The following is a 13992-nucleotide window of genomic DNA, read 5'->3' on the forward strand; positions in this document are numbered from 1 at the left end:
ATTTGGTGTCTATGCCGGGGTAGGGGGTAGGCAGCAAGCAGGAGGCGCGCAATGGGGATCCGCTTTTTCTCGGACAAAAACCGACCCGTTCACATGGGATCGTATCCGCTGGAACGGTTGGCGCGGCAGGACCGGATGCCCGATCTGATGCAGGTCAATCGGATGCGCGCGCTTAGCTTTCACCGGCCTGACCAGCCCGAAAGCATCGTTAATGCGATGGGTGAATTTCAGGCGATGCTGGATGCGATCCGGGATGGGTTCGTGAATCCGGTTACCTCGGACATTCCCGCCGACCCAATTGACCGGGCCAACCACTTAAAGGCGTTTGGCTATTTCAACGACGCGTCGATGATGGGCTGCGGGCCGTTGCCTTCAGAAGCGATGTTGCCCGATCCTCGGCGAAACCCGGATATTGACCGCCTCGCGTACGCGCTGCGAACCCGCCAAACCAAGACCCTGGCCTCGGGTATAGATCTGATCATGGCCGATCTGAAAGAAAGCATGGAGGCCGCGCCCAGGCCCATCGACAACCATTGCCATGCGATTGTGTTTCTTTATGAGCTCAATCGCGATCCTGACTCATCGGAAACCGGGGCTGAATGGATTTCGGACGCGCAGGATCACCGTGCCTGTCTGCTAGCGACTGAAAATGCGGTCGTCATCGCCAACTACATCCGATTGCTGGGTTTTGACGCGCGGGCTCATTCGGCGATGTCGTCCGAGGTTGATTTGGGTAAGCTGGCCGTGGCGGCGGGGTTGGCTTCGATGGAAGCCGGCGAAGTCGTTGTGCCATGGTTGGGCAAACGCTTTGGCCTGGCTGCGGTTACGACCGAGATGGAAATCAGTCACGATCGTCCGCTGTGCCCCATGGCAGAGCAACCTTGGTTCCGCACCCAGGGTCCCGCATGGTGGCTGGGTACAGGGTTTGCCAAAAACGCCCTGAACCGCGATCCGTATGCCAAGCGTCGATATGTCGACGGTGCTCATGCGTTCGAAAATCTCAAACGAGTAGACGACCCGACCACCTATATCGACGAGGACAATGTTGCCCGCGTTCCCAAACGCGCGGATATGTTCGCGCGTGCTCAATTCGGAGACATGGGGAAAAAACTGCAGGATGCAGCCAAGGGCGGCTATTATGTCCGCAAGGCTGCACCCAGCTTTGCCCAACGCCGAGCACTGGGCGCGTTTGTTTTGCTGCAAGATGGGGGCAGCGCCGAGGTCGAACAACCAACAGATGCCGAACGGAATGCGGCAAACATCAAGGCCGCGACCTATTTCCTTGGGGTCGACGCGGTGGGCCTCAGCCGGTGCCCGGAATGGAGCTGGTATTCTCACGATGCCACCGGAGAAGAGATCGTACCACCCCACGATCAGGCGATCAGCATGATCATCGATCAGGGTTATGAAACGATGGAGGGCGCCAGCGGGGATGACTGGATCAGCGTGGCCCAATCCATGCGGGCTTATCTGCGGTTTTCGCTGCTGGGTGGCGTGATCGCGCAGCAAATTCGAAATCTTGGCTATAAAGCCAAGGCCCATACGGTGATGGATGGCGAAGTGCTGCAACCGCCGCTTCTGCTGCTGTCGGGATTGGGAGAGGTCAGCCGGATCGGTGAGGTCATCCTGAACCCTTATCTCGGCCCGCGTCTGAAATCAGGTGTCGTTACCACCGATATGCCGATGGTGCATGACAAACCCATCGATTTCGGTCTGCAGACCTTCTGTGAGTCTTGCAACAAATGCGCACGGGAGTGCCCGTCGGGCGCGATCACTGCCGGACCGAAGCTGATGTTCAATGGCTATGAGATATGGAAATCCGACAGCCAGAAATGTGCGACCTACCGGGTCACGACACCAGGCGGTGCCATGTGCGGGCGATGTATGAAAACTTGCCCCTGGAACCTTGAAGGTATCTTCAAGGAACGCCCGTTCCGATGGGCCGCGATGAACATACCTTCAGCCGCACCCGTGCTGGCGAAACTGGATGATATTGCTGGCAACGGCGGTCTAAACGACGCCAAGAAATGGTGGTGGGATATCGAGTTGGAGGCCGACGGTGCCTATCGCCCAACGCAACATCCCCTGAACCGGCGTGATCTGCAAAAGGACCTCGACCTGAAATATGAGGACCAGACGCTTGCAGTCTATCCGGCATACCTTGCCCCGCATCCGTGGCCCTATCCGTTTGTGATGGACCGCGAGGCCGGGATTGCAGCCTATGAGGCAATGTTGACCGCAGATGAATACAAGGCCCGCAAAGAGGCGGGTGATATGTCGGCGATCCATCGCTATCAGATTGCCGGGGACGCTCCGGTGATGCGGGTTGAATTGACCAAGGTCGACAAGATGACCGCGGATGTTACGAAGTATGAATTTTCGACCCTCAATGGTGCGCCGCTGCCTGAATGGACCGCTGGCGCGCATCTGGACGTGCTGGTCGCGCCCGAGTTTTTGCGGCAATACTCCATGTCCGGCGATCCATCTGATCGATCGGCCTATCAGATCGGAGTGCTGCGCGAAGATGAGGGGCGTGGCGGATCAGCCCTGTTGCATCGGATTTTCAACGAAGGCCGCAAGGTTTTTATTTCCAAACCCATCAATCATTTCGAACTGGATGAGAGCGCATCAAAAACCTTCCTGATGGGCGGCGGCATCGGTATCACTCCGATGATCGCTTTCGCGCATCGATTGCACGCACTAGGTAAACCATTTGAGTTGCATTATTCCGCCAGCACGCGCGCCGGAGCAGGATATCTGGACGATCTGGCCGCGATGCCATGGGCAGATCATGTCCACTATCATTTTTCTGATGAAGGTACCCGCGCCGATCTGGATGTAATCCTTGGCGGATATCAAGAGGGTTGGCATGCCTATACCTGCGGCCCGGATCGTTTCATGGATGGTGTCATGCAAGCCGCCAAAGCGCAGGGGTTCCCGGAAGAAGCGCGGCATCTGGAGTATTTCTCAGTCCCTGAAAAACCGGAATACGAGAACCACGACTTCACTCTTAAATTGGCGAAATCGGGTCGGGAACTGAGTGTACCTGCTGACAAGGATGCGGCTGAGGTCCTGAATGAAGCGGGGATTCACGTCGATGTGAAATGTGCAGATGGCATCTGTGGTGTCTGCAAATGCGGAGTGATTTCGGGTGAAATCGAACATCGTGACTTTGTGCTTTCGAACAAACAGCGAGAAGGGGCGATCATCCTCTGCCAAAGCCGTGCGGCGGAAAAAGACGGTGTGATCGAAATCGATCTCTGAACCCAAATTGTTTGGATTAAAAATAGGTCGCGCTTGCCATGGACGAACAGGGGTTGCTGCACTAACGTCCCTCGCAAAACCCAGTGAACCCTGATTAACAGGTGCGAGGTACTTACATGGACTATCACAGCCCCGCCAGTTTTGCCGAAGCATCGGCGCTGGCAATTAATGCAACGGGCATTACGCGGTTTCTGGCAGGTGGCACCGATGTTCTGGTGCAACTGCGCTCGGAACTGGTAACGCCTGACACGCTGATCGATATCAAGAAAATCAACGGCGTACACGACATCACCCGCAATTCAGACGGCAGTTGGACATTGGGCGTTGCCGCGACCGGCGCAGAGATGAGCGATCACCCTGAGCTTGGCCTTGACTGGCCCGGCGTGGTCGAAGCGATGGACCTGATTGGATCGACACAGGTGCAGGGGCGCGCAACTTTGACCGGCAACCTTTGTAATGGCTCTCCGGCGGCTGATTCCGTACCCGCCATGGTGGCGGCCGGTGTGACGGTCACGATCACCGGCCCTGAGGGTGTTCGAGACATGGCGGTTGAAGACATCCCGACCGGCCCTGGCAAAACCGCGCTGGCCAAAGGTGAGGTGATCTCAGCGATCAACATCCCTGCGCGTGGTGAAAACGGTGGGGATGCCTATCTGCGGTTCATCCCGCGCACCGAAATGGACATTGCCGTGGTTGGCGTAGGAGTAAACCTGCGCTTGGACGGCGACACCATCACCGAGGCGCGCGTATCGCTGGGGGCTGTTGCTCCGACTGTTCTGCTGGTCGATGATGCGGCCCGCGCAATCATCGGCACCACGCTGGATGACGCCGCGCTAGATGCCCTAGCCGCCGCCGCGTCGGGCGCGTGCAACCCGATTGATGACAAACGCGGCACCATCGCGTTTCGGACCGAAGTCGCGGGCGTTCTTGCCAAGCGCACCGCCAAGATCGCCTATGCCCGCGCCAAGGGAGAACAAGCATGAGCAAGCTCCACGTCACGACCACCGTCAACGGCGATGAGGTCGAATATCTCTGCGATCCGCGTGAAACCCTGCTGGATTGTTTGCGCGACAAATTGAATCTGACCGGGGCGAAAGAGGGCTGCGGTACCGGAGATTGCGGCGCCTGTTCTGTCACCGTAGATGGGCGGCTGGTCTGCTCATGTCTGATGCTGGGCGTCGAGGCCGAGGGCAAGCAGATCGAAACCGTCGAAGGGATTGCCGATGGCGACGTTCTGCATCCGCTGCAGAAGAAATTCATCGAGTATGCTGCCCTGCAATGCGGGATCTGCACGCCGGGTATTTTGGTTGCGGCCAAATCCTTGTTGGAAAAGAACCCCGATCCGACCGAGGAAGAGGCACGCTATTGGTTGGCAGGCAACCTGTGTCGCTGCACCGGGTATGACAAGATCATTCGCGCCGTGATGGATACGGCTGCTGAACTGCGGGAGGCTTCGTAATGGCACTCGACGATCAAAAATCCATCTTCACTTTTGTAGGCACCCGACCAGATCGTCCGGATGGGTTGGATAAGGTCACGGGTCGCGCCAGGTTTGGTGCGGATGCTCATGCACCGGGGATGTTGCATGGTGCGATTTTGCGTTCTCCCCATGCTCATGCGCGCATCGTGAAAATCGACGCCTCGAAGGCCGAGGCATTGAAGGACGTCAAGGCCGTGGTCACGCGTGCCGATTTCGCCGAAGTCCCGTTTGAACCCGGTCTGGAAGGTGAATTCTGGAACGTGCTGGAAAACGTCATGGCAGGTGAAAAGACGCTTTATGACGGGCACGCCGTTGCAGCCGTGGCCGCAACCTCAGCGCTGGCGGCGCGCGATGCGCTGAAGCTGATCGAGGTAGAATACGAAGTCTTGCCTCATGTCACCGATGTGGACAAGGCCATGGAAGCTGATGCGCCTGTCATCCGGGAAGGCGCCGCAGACTATTCAGTTCCCGAAGGAATGCACCCAAACGTCGTGCGCTATCACGAAAGCGGCCATGGCGATGTCGAGGCAGGCTTTGCCGAGGCTGATCTGGTTGTCGAAGACAGCTTTGTTACCGAGGCGACCCATCAGGGCTATATTGAACCCCATGCCTGTTTGGGTTCGCTGGGCACTGATGGCAAGGGTGAACTGTGGTGCACAACCCAAGGCCATTGGATCGCGCAGAAAACCTGTGCGGCACTACTGGGAATCGAAACCTCGCAACTACGCGTCACCGCATCCGAGATTGGTGGCGGGTTCGGCGGCAAGACCACAGTCTTTATCGAGCCGGTCGCACTGGCGTTGAGCCGCAAGGCCAATCGCCCGGTCAAATTGGTGATGAACCGGTCCGAGGTTTTTCGCGCCACCGGCCCAACCTCGTCCGCGTCGATGGATATCAAGATTGGTATGAAAAAGGATGGCACGATCACTGCCGCCGAAGGGACATTCCGCCTGCAGGGCGGTGCGTTCCCCGGTGCACCCGGTGACATGACCGCCATGTGTGCTTTTGCGCCTTACAACCTGACCAATGTGCGGCAGGTGGGCTACGATGTGATGGCCAACCGGCCAAAGCAGGCGGCCTATCGCGCACCGGGTGCGCCGATGGGGGCGTTTGCAGTTGAATCCGTGCTGGATGAGCTGTGCAACCAACTGGGTCTTGATCCCGTCGACATGCGCCTTAAGAACGCAGCAGCTGAAGGCTCAAAGGCCAGCTATGGCCCAACCTATGAACGCATCGGTCTGGTTGAAACGCTGGAAGCGGCCAAGGCGCATCCGCATTATTCCGCTCCGCTGAAACCGGGGCAGGGGCGCGGGATTTCCTGTGGCTTCTGGTTCAACCATGGGGGCGAGACCTCTGTTTCGCTGGCCCTGTCCGAGGATGGCTCGGCGCAAGTGATGGTCGGCACGCCGGATATCGGCGGCTCGCGTGCGTCGATGGCGCTGATGGCGGCCGAGATCCTGGGAATTCCATATGAGAACATACGGGTGACCATCGCAGACACTGCTTCGCTGGGCTATAACGACGTCTCGCACGGCAGCCGGGTGACTTATGCCAGCGGCCTTGCCACGATCAAGGCGGCGAAACATGCGGTCGAGAAGCTGTGCGAACGGGCGGCTGCAAAATGGGGCATCCCGGTCGATGCGGTGAAATGGGAAAACGGTTGCGCGGTGCCGTCGGGCCCGAACGCGGGCGACTTCGACCCCTTGCCATTGGCTGACATTACCGCCGATATGGGCGCGACGGGTGGGCCGATCTCGGGCCATTTCGAAGCGACACCCGAGGGCGCGGGCGTATCCTTTGGCACCCATATCGTCGATGCCGAGGTGGACCCGGAAACCGGCAAGACCAGTGTTACCCGCTATACGGTCATTCAGGACGCTGGCAAGGCGATCCACCCGACCTATGTGGAGGGTCAGTATCAGGGCGGTGCCGCGCAGGGTATCGGCTGGGCGCTGAATGAGGAATACATCTATGGTGAGGATGGTCGATTGCAGAACTCGATCTTCCTTGACTACCGCATCCCAGTCGCGAGCGACTTGCCCATGATCGACACAGTGATTGTCGAAGTGCCCAACCCTGGTCACCCGTTTGGCGTGCGTGGCGTGGGCGAGACTGGCATCGTGCCGCCCCTCGCGGCCATCGCCAACGCGGTTTCCAATGCGGCCGGTGTGCGGATGCGGCAATTGCCGATGTCACCTCCGCGCATTCTGGCGGCGCTCAAGGACAAATGATCGAGGTTCACCTCTGGTCCAGCCTCCGGTCTTTGACCGGAGGTCAGCAGGTGGTCGAAGTTGAGGCCGCTACCACCGGAGAGCTGCTGAAGGAACTGGTGCGTCTGCATCCCGGGTTGCAGGCCCCGATCGACGCGGGCGTATCGGTCGCTGTTGACGGGCGCATCATCGCAACCGGGCTATCCGAGCCGATCCCCGAAGACGCCGAGGTTTATCTGATGCAGCGCCTTAGGGGCGGTTGAGAGCCCAAGGACCGCCCTTAAGCAAAGTCACATGACAAGATGAATGCACTGCACTGATCGGTCAGGTCCTGAAACCGTGATCGTTCGCGGATGTACAGATATACCTGTCGTTTATCGTGCAGGTCCGAAATCGGGCGGAAGCTGACTGCTTCGGGCAGATATCCGGCAACAGTCTGTGGCAGAACGGTGATCCATTCGCCTGTTCGAACCATTGTGATCAGCGAATGGGTATTGTGAATGGTGATCTCGGCGTTTTCGATGGCCGGCAGGAAGGCAGGCGCCTGTATAAGATCGCAAAGAGCATTACGAACAAATGGTGCGGTCAGGATGTCCGCAATTGTCAGCGGTTCCGATCTTGTAATAAGCGGGTGATCCGAGGCTGCAACTAGACCAAAGGAATCCTGAAACATCGGAATGGTCCTGACCCCGTTCAGAGGATGATACCCTGATGCAATACCAATATCGGCCTGGTCTTCGGCTATGCTATCCAACACCTGCTGAGTGTGCGTATCGCGCAGTTCGATCTTCACCCCGGGAAATTCGCGCATCATGTAGTCCAGTAACGGTGGAAAGATCAACGCGCCAACCGAAGGAACGGATACGATCCGGATAAGCCCCCGTTCGGCCTGAGCCGCGGCTTCGATGTTCTGGACGGCCTGATCAAACTGCCGAACCTGCCTCAGTGCCAGATCAAATACGCCTTCACCTAATGGCGAAAGCTGGTTTTTCCGTTCGCCTTCGAACAGCTTCTTGCCCAGATGCTCTTCTAGCTGTTTCAACGTCATTGAGACGGCTGATTGCGTGCGGCCAAGGCGGTCTGCGGCCTCAACCAGATTGCCGGTCTGCGCGACGGTGCAAAAACAGCGCAACATTTCGATTTTAATGGCCACGCTTCAGCTTCCTTGAAGTTTGCTTAAGTTATTTGAGTTTGACTGATGCGCCCTCAAAAATCCATCCTGTGACAAACGAATTCTGACTCTGGGGCGCATTGTGACAAAACTGAACCTGATCGCTGGCGAATGGCTGGCAGGCGAAAGCGAAATTGAAAACCGCAACCCTTCTGATCTGAGCGATCTGGTTGGTATGTTCGCGCAAGCCAGCGCTGACCAGCTTGAGGCGACGCTGGATCAGGCGCGCGTGGCGCAAGCCGAATGGGCCGCCTATGGGCTGGAGCGCAAGCAGGCCGTTCTGAATGCGATCGGCAATGAATTGATGGCCCGCGCCGAAGAGCTGGGCACGCTGCTGGCCCGGGAAGAGGGCAAACCGCGGGCCGAAGGCAAGGGTGAGGTCTATCGCGCGGGACAGTTCTTTACCTACTATGCCGCTGAATGCCTGCGTCAGATCGGTGAGAACGCCGATTCCGTGCGCCCGGATATCGAGGTGGATGTACGCCGCGAGGCCGTTGGCGTTGTTGCGATCATCAGCCCATGGAACTTCCCCACCGCGACCGCATCATGGAAAATCGCTCCGGCGCTGTGCTATGGCAACGCGGTTGTGTGGAAACCGGCCAACATAACCCCCGCTTCGGCAGCGGCCTTGGCCGAAATCATCGAGCGTCAGGACATCCCGAAGGGCCTGTTCAGCCTTGTGATGGGGTCTGGTCGTTCGATCGGCCAACGGCTGGTCGAAAGCCCCAAGGTCAATGCGATCTCCTTCACCGGTTCGGTGCCGGTGGGCAAAGGCATTGCCTCTGCTGCCATTCAGAATCTGACCAAGGTGCAGATGGAAATGGGGTCGAAAAACGCACTGGCAGTGATGGACGATGCTGATCTGGATCTGGCAGTAACGCTGGCCTTGGGTGGCGCGTTTGGCGGAACCGGACAGAAATGCACTGCCTCGTCCCGGCTGGTGGTTCACGCGGGCATTCACGATGCCTTTGTCGAAAAACTGGTAGCAGGCACGCAGGCGATGAAAGTTGGCCATGCGCTGGAAGACGGGGTTCAGATGGGCCCTGTCGTCAGCCAGCAGCAGCTGAACGAAAATCTTGCCTATGTTGATCTGGGCAAATCCGAAGGCGCGGAACTGGCCTGTGGTGGTCTGCGCCTTGAGATGCCGCATGAGGGCTTCTACATGTCGCCGGGCGTTTTCCTGAACACCAACAATGACATGCGCATCAACCGCGAAGAGATGTTTGCCCCCCTGACCAGCGTCATCAAGGTCGGCAGCTATGACGAGGCGCTGAGCGTGGTCAATGACACCAACTTTGGCCTGACGTCGGGTATCGTGACCAAGTCACTGGCCCGTGCCACGCATTTCCGCCGCAATGCCCGCACCGGTGTTGTGACCGTCAACCTGCCCACCGCAGGTACGGATTACCATGTGCCCTTCGGCGGGCGCGGTGACAGTTCGTATGGTCCGCGTGAGCAGGGCAAGGCAGCAGCCGAGTTCTACACCACGGTCAAGACGGCTTATATCAGTGCAGGCCCTGTCTGATGCTGATCGACGGCCTGCAATATGCCAACTGGTCGGAAAAGATTTTCCGCCAACTGCGCGAAGGCGGCGTGGACGCGATCCACGTCACCATCGCCTATCATGAGAATTTCCGCGAAACCGTTCTGAACTTTGAGAAATGGAATCGCTGGTTCGAGCAATATCCGGACCTGATCATGAAAGGCCGCTGGGCCAGCGATATCGACATCGCCCGCGAGACAGGCCGGACGGCGGTGTTCTTTGGGTTTCAGAACCCGTCCCCGATTGAAGATGACATCGGTTTGGTCGAAATCCTGCACGACCTGGGCGCGCGCTTCATGCAGCTGACCTATAACAACCAGTCCCTGCTGGCGACCGGCTGTTACGAGGCTGAAGACACCGGCATCACCCGCATGGGTAAGCAAGTCATCAAAGAGATGAACCGCGTGGGGCTGGTGATCGACATGAGCCATTCGGCGGATCGCTCGACCATCGAAGCAGCAGATATTTCGGACCGGCCAATCGCCATCACACATGCCAACCCCCACGAATGGTCTCCGGCCCTGCGCAACAAGCGTGAGGATGTGATCCGGGCGGTGACGGAAAAAGGTGGGATGCTGGGCTTTTCGGTCTATCCTCATCACCTGAAGGACAAATCCGACTGCACGTTGGAAAGCTTCTGCGAGATGATCGCGCGGGCAGCCGACAAATACGGCGCCCAGCATCTGGGGATCGGCACCGACCTGTGTCAGGATCAACCCGACAGCGTGGTTGAATGGATGCGGGTCGGACGCTGGACGAAAGAAATTGACTATGGCGAAGGCTCGGCTTCGAACGCCGGGTTCCCGCCGATGCCGCCCTGGTTCCGTGACAATCGGGATTTTGGCAATATCGAAGCTGGATTGCACGCCGTTGGGATGAATGCTGGGGAAGTTTCGGGGATCATGGGTGGAAACTGGTATCGGTTCTTCGCTGAGAACTTTGGACCGCAAAAGCCATGAACACCGCGAACCCAAATATCGAACGCCGCGATCCCGCCACGGTGATGCGCCTTTCGCGACTGGGATCGCTTCATCAATGTCGGCTTAGTTTCATGCGCCAGCTCACGCGCCGTATGGCCGCTGAACAGTGGGTCTTCACCCGCCCGGTCTTCGATATCGATGACAACGGCGTGGGTCACGCGGTCTATTCCGCGCAAAGCCCCGATCACATCTATTCGTTGGTCGCCTTCGCCCATGACCTGCCACCCGAGCAGCGCTCGGACCGCGTGATTGCCGAGGCGTGGGATGCTACCTTTGCCCTGTTTGACGGTGTGCCGAGCAAAGACGACATTCAACGCTTGTCGCAAAACGTGCCATTGCAAGAGGCCGGTCGGATCAGCGAAAGCGAACTGTCGTTGTCTCGTGCCAATCGCTCGGTCCGGTTGTGGACCCATGTGGTTGACCGGCTGGCCGCTGGTCAGCAACCCGATCTCGAACAGATCTACAAGGTCGGCTACCTGATGCGTACCACGGCTGTCTACGGATCGGGCAAGTTCGGTGCGGCAGACCGGGAGAAGATCGCAGATCGCTCTGAGGTCAGCGGCCCATTTCAGGCTGAGATGCTATCGGTTTACCTGACGCGAACTTTCGTGCGCGACCTCGTTCAACATATGGCATCGGTCAAAGGTGGTACGCAGACCGCGCAGTTGGACCCTCAGATTGCCCGCTGGCTGGGCATCGGCAACTCGACCGGTCTTGGAATGGCGCCGTTCATTGTTAATCACCCGATCCTGTTCAACAACTGGATCATGGTGCGCGAAGAGGCGATCGCGCGGGTTCGGTCCATCGAGACCGCAACAGAGGCAGAAGTGGCCAAGTTCCTCGACATCTTCGAGCGCAGTAAACTGTCGATCTCGTGGTGGCGGTCAGAGCATCCGATTCAGATTGAAAAGCTCACCGCGCTGAACGCTGACCTGCGCGCAATCTCAGACTATCTCGACCAGACCGATCTGACGGGCAATCGACCCTGGGACCGCTTGATCCTGTGGTCTCAGGCTGCACTTAGCGAAGAGGGGCAGGAGTTGCTGGCCTCGCTGATCCTAGAGCCTTATGGAGAATTGGTTGATGGGCTGAGTAGTTGCATGGCCGACGCCAACAAATCCGCCTTTGCCATCGACGGTGCGATGCCTGTTGAAACCGTGCGCCACCTGATCGGCAACAGCTTTGGCTGGGCGCTGGACTTGAACTGGAGCGACCCAGTGCATTGCGCGCGTGCGTGGTATGTTTCTGAAGAAAAGCTTGAACCCCGGCTGGGTGAGCGGTTTGACGAGCCCATCGCCGAGTATGAGCAGCCTCTCGCCCCGGCGCGCGATGCAGCGTTTGCCTATGAGGCTTTGTCGGACTGGCCGGGCAAAGCACCGATCGCCGAATTCCTGCTGCGCCACCCGGAACATCGCCATACGGTACGCCGTGCGCAAATGAGCCGTCTCGCGCCATATGGCGAGATTCGCGACAATACGATCAGTGCTGACGTCCTGCCCATCGACATGCTGCGCGCCAAATTGTCATTCTTTGGTGCGACCCATTTTGACCCACGTTCGGATCGGTGGGTGCGCATCTGCATGTATTCGGGCGCACCTTACCCCGAGGAACTGAGTTCACAGAGCGCAGATTTATGGGTGTATCCGGAGCGTGGGCAATGAATTTCTCCCTCAACGAAATCGAAGCCACCGCCAAACGCGCGACGCGGGGTGCAGGCTATGCCTGGGGTATAGCTGAAGATGCCGCCAAGGCGACACGTTGGCTTTGTTCACAAGGCGTCGACGGCGTGGTGGAACTGGCGCGTGTGCTGGAACGCGAGTTCACCGGCTCACTGGATGATCACGTGCCAGCAGGGTTGTATTGCGATTGGGATGGCGGCAAAGACCTTTGCCCTTTGACGGTTGGAGTTCTGCTATCAGATTGTTCCCACATGCTATTAACGGGTCCCTTCAGGATCAGGCAAGTTGCGTCACCGATGATGCTGCTGCCATTTGCAGCCCATGCCGCGCGCAGCCAGAATGTGGTGGCTATCGTCACAACGGGTGATTTTTCCGCTGCAACGGATGGTGCGAGATTGGCACTGAGAAACGATTGCCCCGATTGGGCGGATCATGTCGAGGTCGCACTGGGCGATATCCTGACGGAGCCGTGTTCACCACAAACCCGGGCAACGCCTGATCCGATTGCGTGGAAGATCCTCAACCGTATTGCCCATCGTACCTATGCTCCTGCGACCGAAGAATCCCGCTTGCTCGGCGCTGGGGCCGGGCTTTCCGATAACGACTGAAAAGAGGCCGTCATGATTGAAACCCGCACCCTCTCGCTCGCTGAAATCGAAGACTTGTCCTTTCGGGCACTGGTGGCTGCGGGCACCAGCGAAGAAAACGCACGGCCATTGGCGGTTGCGACAGCGGCGACCGAGGCCGATGGGGTTGCCAGTCATGGCCTCGCCTATATCTCGATTTATTGCGAGCACGTCCAATGCGGCAAGGTGGATGGGCAGGCCAGACCCGTCCTGGCGCAGCCACGCCCCGGCGTTGTAACCGCCGATGCGGCAACAGGCTTTGCGCATTCTGCGATCGATGCCGGGTTCGAGATTCTGATCCCCGCTGCCAGGGCGCAAGGAATTGCCGCTCTGGCGATCCGAAACAGCTATAATTGTGGTGTTCTTGGCTACCATACCTATCGGCTTGCACAGGCTGGGCTGGTTGGCCTCGGCTTTACCAATGCCCCGGCCTCGATTGCTCCTTCGGGTGGGTCCAAACCAGTAGTTGGCACCAATCCGTTCTCAATCGCCGCCCCGGGCACTGATGGGCAGCCCGCCCTTCTGATAGACCAGAGCGCCAGCACCATCGCCAAAAGCGAGGTCATGAAACACGCGCGCGAGGGTAGGCCGATCCCGGTTGGCTGGGCGTTGGACGACGAAGGAAACCCAACCACCGATCCGAATGTCGGCCTCAAGGGCTCTATGGCTCCGTCGGGTGGCTACAAGGGTGTAGGTGTGGCCTTGTTGACCGAGGTTTTGGCCGCAGCACTGACTGGCGCGACATTGGGAATTCACGCCTCGCCCTTTTCGGGGACTGCAGGTGGCCCGCCCAAGACCGGTCAGTTTTTCATCGCGATTGACGCAAATGCGACAGCCGATGACGCATTTTCTACAGGAATTGTCGATCTTGTCGAAGCGATCCGATCTCAGGACGGCGCACATTTGCCGGGTGACGGTCGTCGGGCAAACCGATTGAAGGCACAAACAGATGGTGTCGCCGTCAATGTGGCGACGCTTGCTAAAATTGAGGCTCTGCTGACGTAAGGCCTTGAGGCGAAATTCCGGGACGCCTGCGAAG

11 protein-coding genes are annotated in these 13992 nt (G+C 58.4%); 10 read left to right on the forward strand and 1 reads right to left on the reverse strand.

The genetic code is table 11. The features are described 5' to 3' along the window. The first annotated feature begins 51 nt into the window (after positions 1–51). The 5 genes from BLU89_RS15860 (at position 52) to BLU89_RS15880 (ending at position 7217) form a co-directional block, all read left to right on the forward strand. On the forward strand, positions 52–3264 hold the full coding sequence (locus BLU89_RS15860; RefSeq protein WP_074737828.1) for a reductive dehalogenase: 3213 nt from the start codon (positions 52–54) through the stop codon (positions 3262–3264). Between the two features lie 116 nt (positions 3265–3380). Further along, a complete protein-coding gene (locus BLU89_RS15865; protein WP_074737829.1) occupies positions 3381–4247 on the forward strand; it encodes an FAD binding domain-containing protein in 867 nt (288 codons plus the stop codon). Continuing rightward, positions 4244–4723, forward strand: coding sequence for a (2Fe-2S)-binding protein (locus tag BLU89_RS15870; RefSeq protein ID WP_074737830.1), 480 nt, complete (start codon positions 4244–4246; stop codon positions 4721–4723). Before BLU89_RS15865 ends, BLU89_RS15870 begins: the two co-directional genes overlap by 4 nt. Then, positions 4723–6975 carry a xanthine dehydrogenase family protein molybdopterin-binding subunit gene (locus BLU89_RS15875; RefSeq protein ID WP_074737831.1) on the forward strand — a complete coding sequence of 751 codons (2253 nt, stop codon included), beginning with the start codon at positions 4723–4725 and terminating at the stop codon, positions 6973–6975. The genes BLU89_RS15870 and BLU89_RS15875 overlap by 1 nt, the downstream gene beginning before the upstream one ends. Continuing rightward, entirely contained in the window at positions 6972–7217 is a 246-nt protein-coding gene (locus tag BLU89_RS15880; RefSeq protein WP_074737832.1) for a MoaD/ThiS family protein, read from the forward strand. Before BLU89_RS15875 ends, BLU89_RS15880 begins: the two co-directional genes overlap by 4 nt. 17 nt (positions 7218–7234) lie before the next feature. On the opposite strand, the gene BLU89_RS15885 is transcribed toward BLU89_RS15880, so the two are convergent. Further along, complete coding sequence (locus BLU89_RS15885; protein ID WP_074737833.1) at positions 7235–8107, reverse strand: LysR family transcriptional regulator; 873 nt, start codon at positions 8105–8107, stop codon at positions 7235–7237. Between the two features lie 100 nt (positions 8108–8207). Here BLU89_RS15885 and BLU89_RS15890 point away from each other — a divergent pair, with 100 nt between their 5' ends. The 5 genes from BLU89_RS15890 to BLU89_RS15910 are packed head-to-tail and all read left to right on the forward strand — an operon-like array spanning position 8208 to position 13958. Beyond that, positions 8208–9650: an aldehyde dehydrogenase family protein gene (locus tag BLU89_RS15890; protein ID WP_074737834.1), complete on the forward strand. Its 1443-nt coding sequence runs from the start codon at positions 8208–8210 to the stop codon at positions 9648–9650. Beyond that, positions 9650–10627: a membrane dipeptidase gene (locus BLU89_RS15895; protein WP_074737835.1), complete on the forward strand. Its 978-nt coding sequence runs from the start codon at positions 9650–9652 to the stop codon at positions 10625–10627. The genes BLU89_RS15890 and BLU89_RS15895 overlap by 1 nt, the downstream gene beginning before the upstream one ends. Beyond that, positions 10624–12309, forward strand: coding sequence for a hypothetical protein (locus BLU89_RS15900; protein ID WP_074737836.1), 1686 nt, complete (start codon positions 10624–10626; stop codon positions 12307–12309). The genes BLU89_RS15895 and BLU89_RS15900 overlap by 4 nt, the downstream gene beginning before the upstream one ends. Continuing rightward, positions 12306–12935 carry a DUF3726 domain-containing protein gene (locus BLU89_RS15905; RefSeq protein WP_074737837.1) on the forward strand — a complete coding sequence of 210 codons (630 nt, stop codon included), beginning with the start codon at positions 12306–12308 and terminating at the stop codon, positions 12933–12935. Before BLU89_RS15900 ends, BLU89_RS15905 begins: the two co-directional genes overlap by 4 nt. Before the next feature lie 12 nt (positions 12936–12947). Then, the gene (locus BLU89_RS15910) at positions 12948–13958 is read left to right on the forward strand and encodes an Ldh family oxidoreductase (protein ID WP_074737838.1); all 1011 of its coding nucleotides are present in this window, start codon (positions 12948–12950) and stop codon (positions 13956–13958) included. Positions 13959–13992: the final 34 nt, after the last annotated feature.

The sequence above is a fragment of the Ruegeria halocynthiae genome (assembly GCF_900106805.1).
Classification (GTDB): Bacteria; Pseudomonadota; Alphaproteobacteria; order Rhodobacterales; family Rhodobacteraceae; genus Ruegeria; species Ruegeria halocynthiae.

What these genes read in the sequence shown, in the direction of transcription:
- BLU89_RS15860 (WP_074737828.1), top strand. Translation starts at nt 52, where the DNA reads ATGGGGATCCGCTTTTTCTCGGACAAAAACCGACCCGTTCACATGGGA.
- BLU89_RS15865 (WP_074737829.1), top strand. Translation starts at nt 3,381, where the DNA reads ATGGACTATCACAGCCCCGCCAGTTTTGCCGAAGCATCGGCGCTGGCA.
- BLU89_RS15870 (WP_074737830.1), top strand. Translation starts at nt 4,244, where the DNA reads ATGAGCAAGCTCCACGTCACGACCACCGTCAACGGCGATGAGGTCGAA.
- BLU89_RS15875 (WP_074737831.1), top strand. Translation starts at nt 4,723, where the DNA reads ATGGCACTCGACGATCAAAAATCCATCTTCACTTTTGTAGGCACCCGA.
- BLU89_RS15880 (WP_074737832.1), top strand. Translation starts at nt 6,972, where the DNA reads ATGATCGAGGTTCACCTCTGGTCCAGCCTCCGGTCTTTGACCGGAGGT.
- BLU89_RS15895 (WP_074737835.1), top strand. Translation starts at nt 9,650, where the DNA reads ATGCTGATCGACGGCCTGCAATATGCCAACTGGTCGGAAAAGATTTTC.
- BLU89_RS15900 (WP_074737836.1), top strand. Translation starts at nt 10,624, where the DNA reads ATGAACACCGCGAACCCAAATATCGAACGCCGCGATCCCGCCACGGTG.
- BLU89_RS15905 (WP_074737837.1), top strand. Translation starts at nt 12,306, where the DNA reads ATGAATTTCTCCCTCAACGAAATCGAAGCCACCGCCAAACGCGCGACG.
- BLU89_RS15910 (WP_074737838.1), top strand. Translation starts at nt 12,948, where the DNA reads ATGATTGAAACCCGCACCCTCTCGCTCGCTGAAATCGAAGACTTGTCC.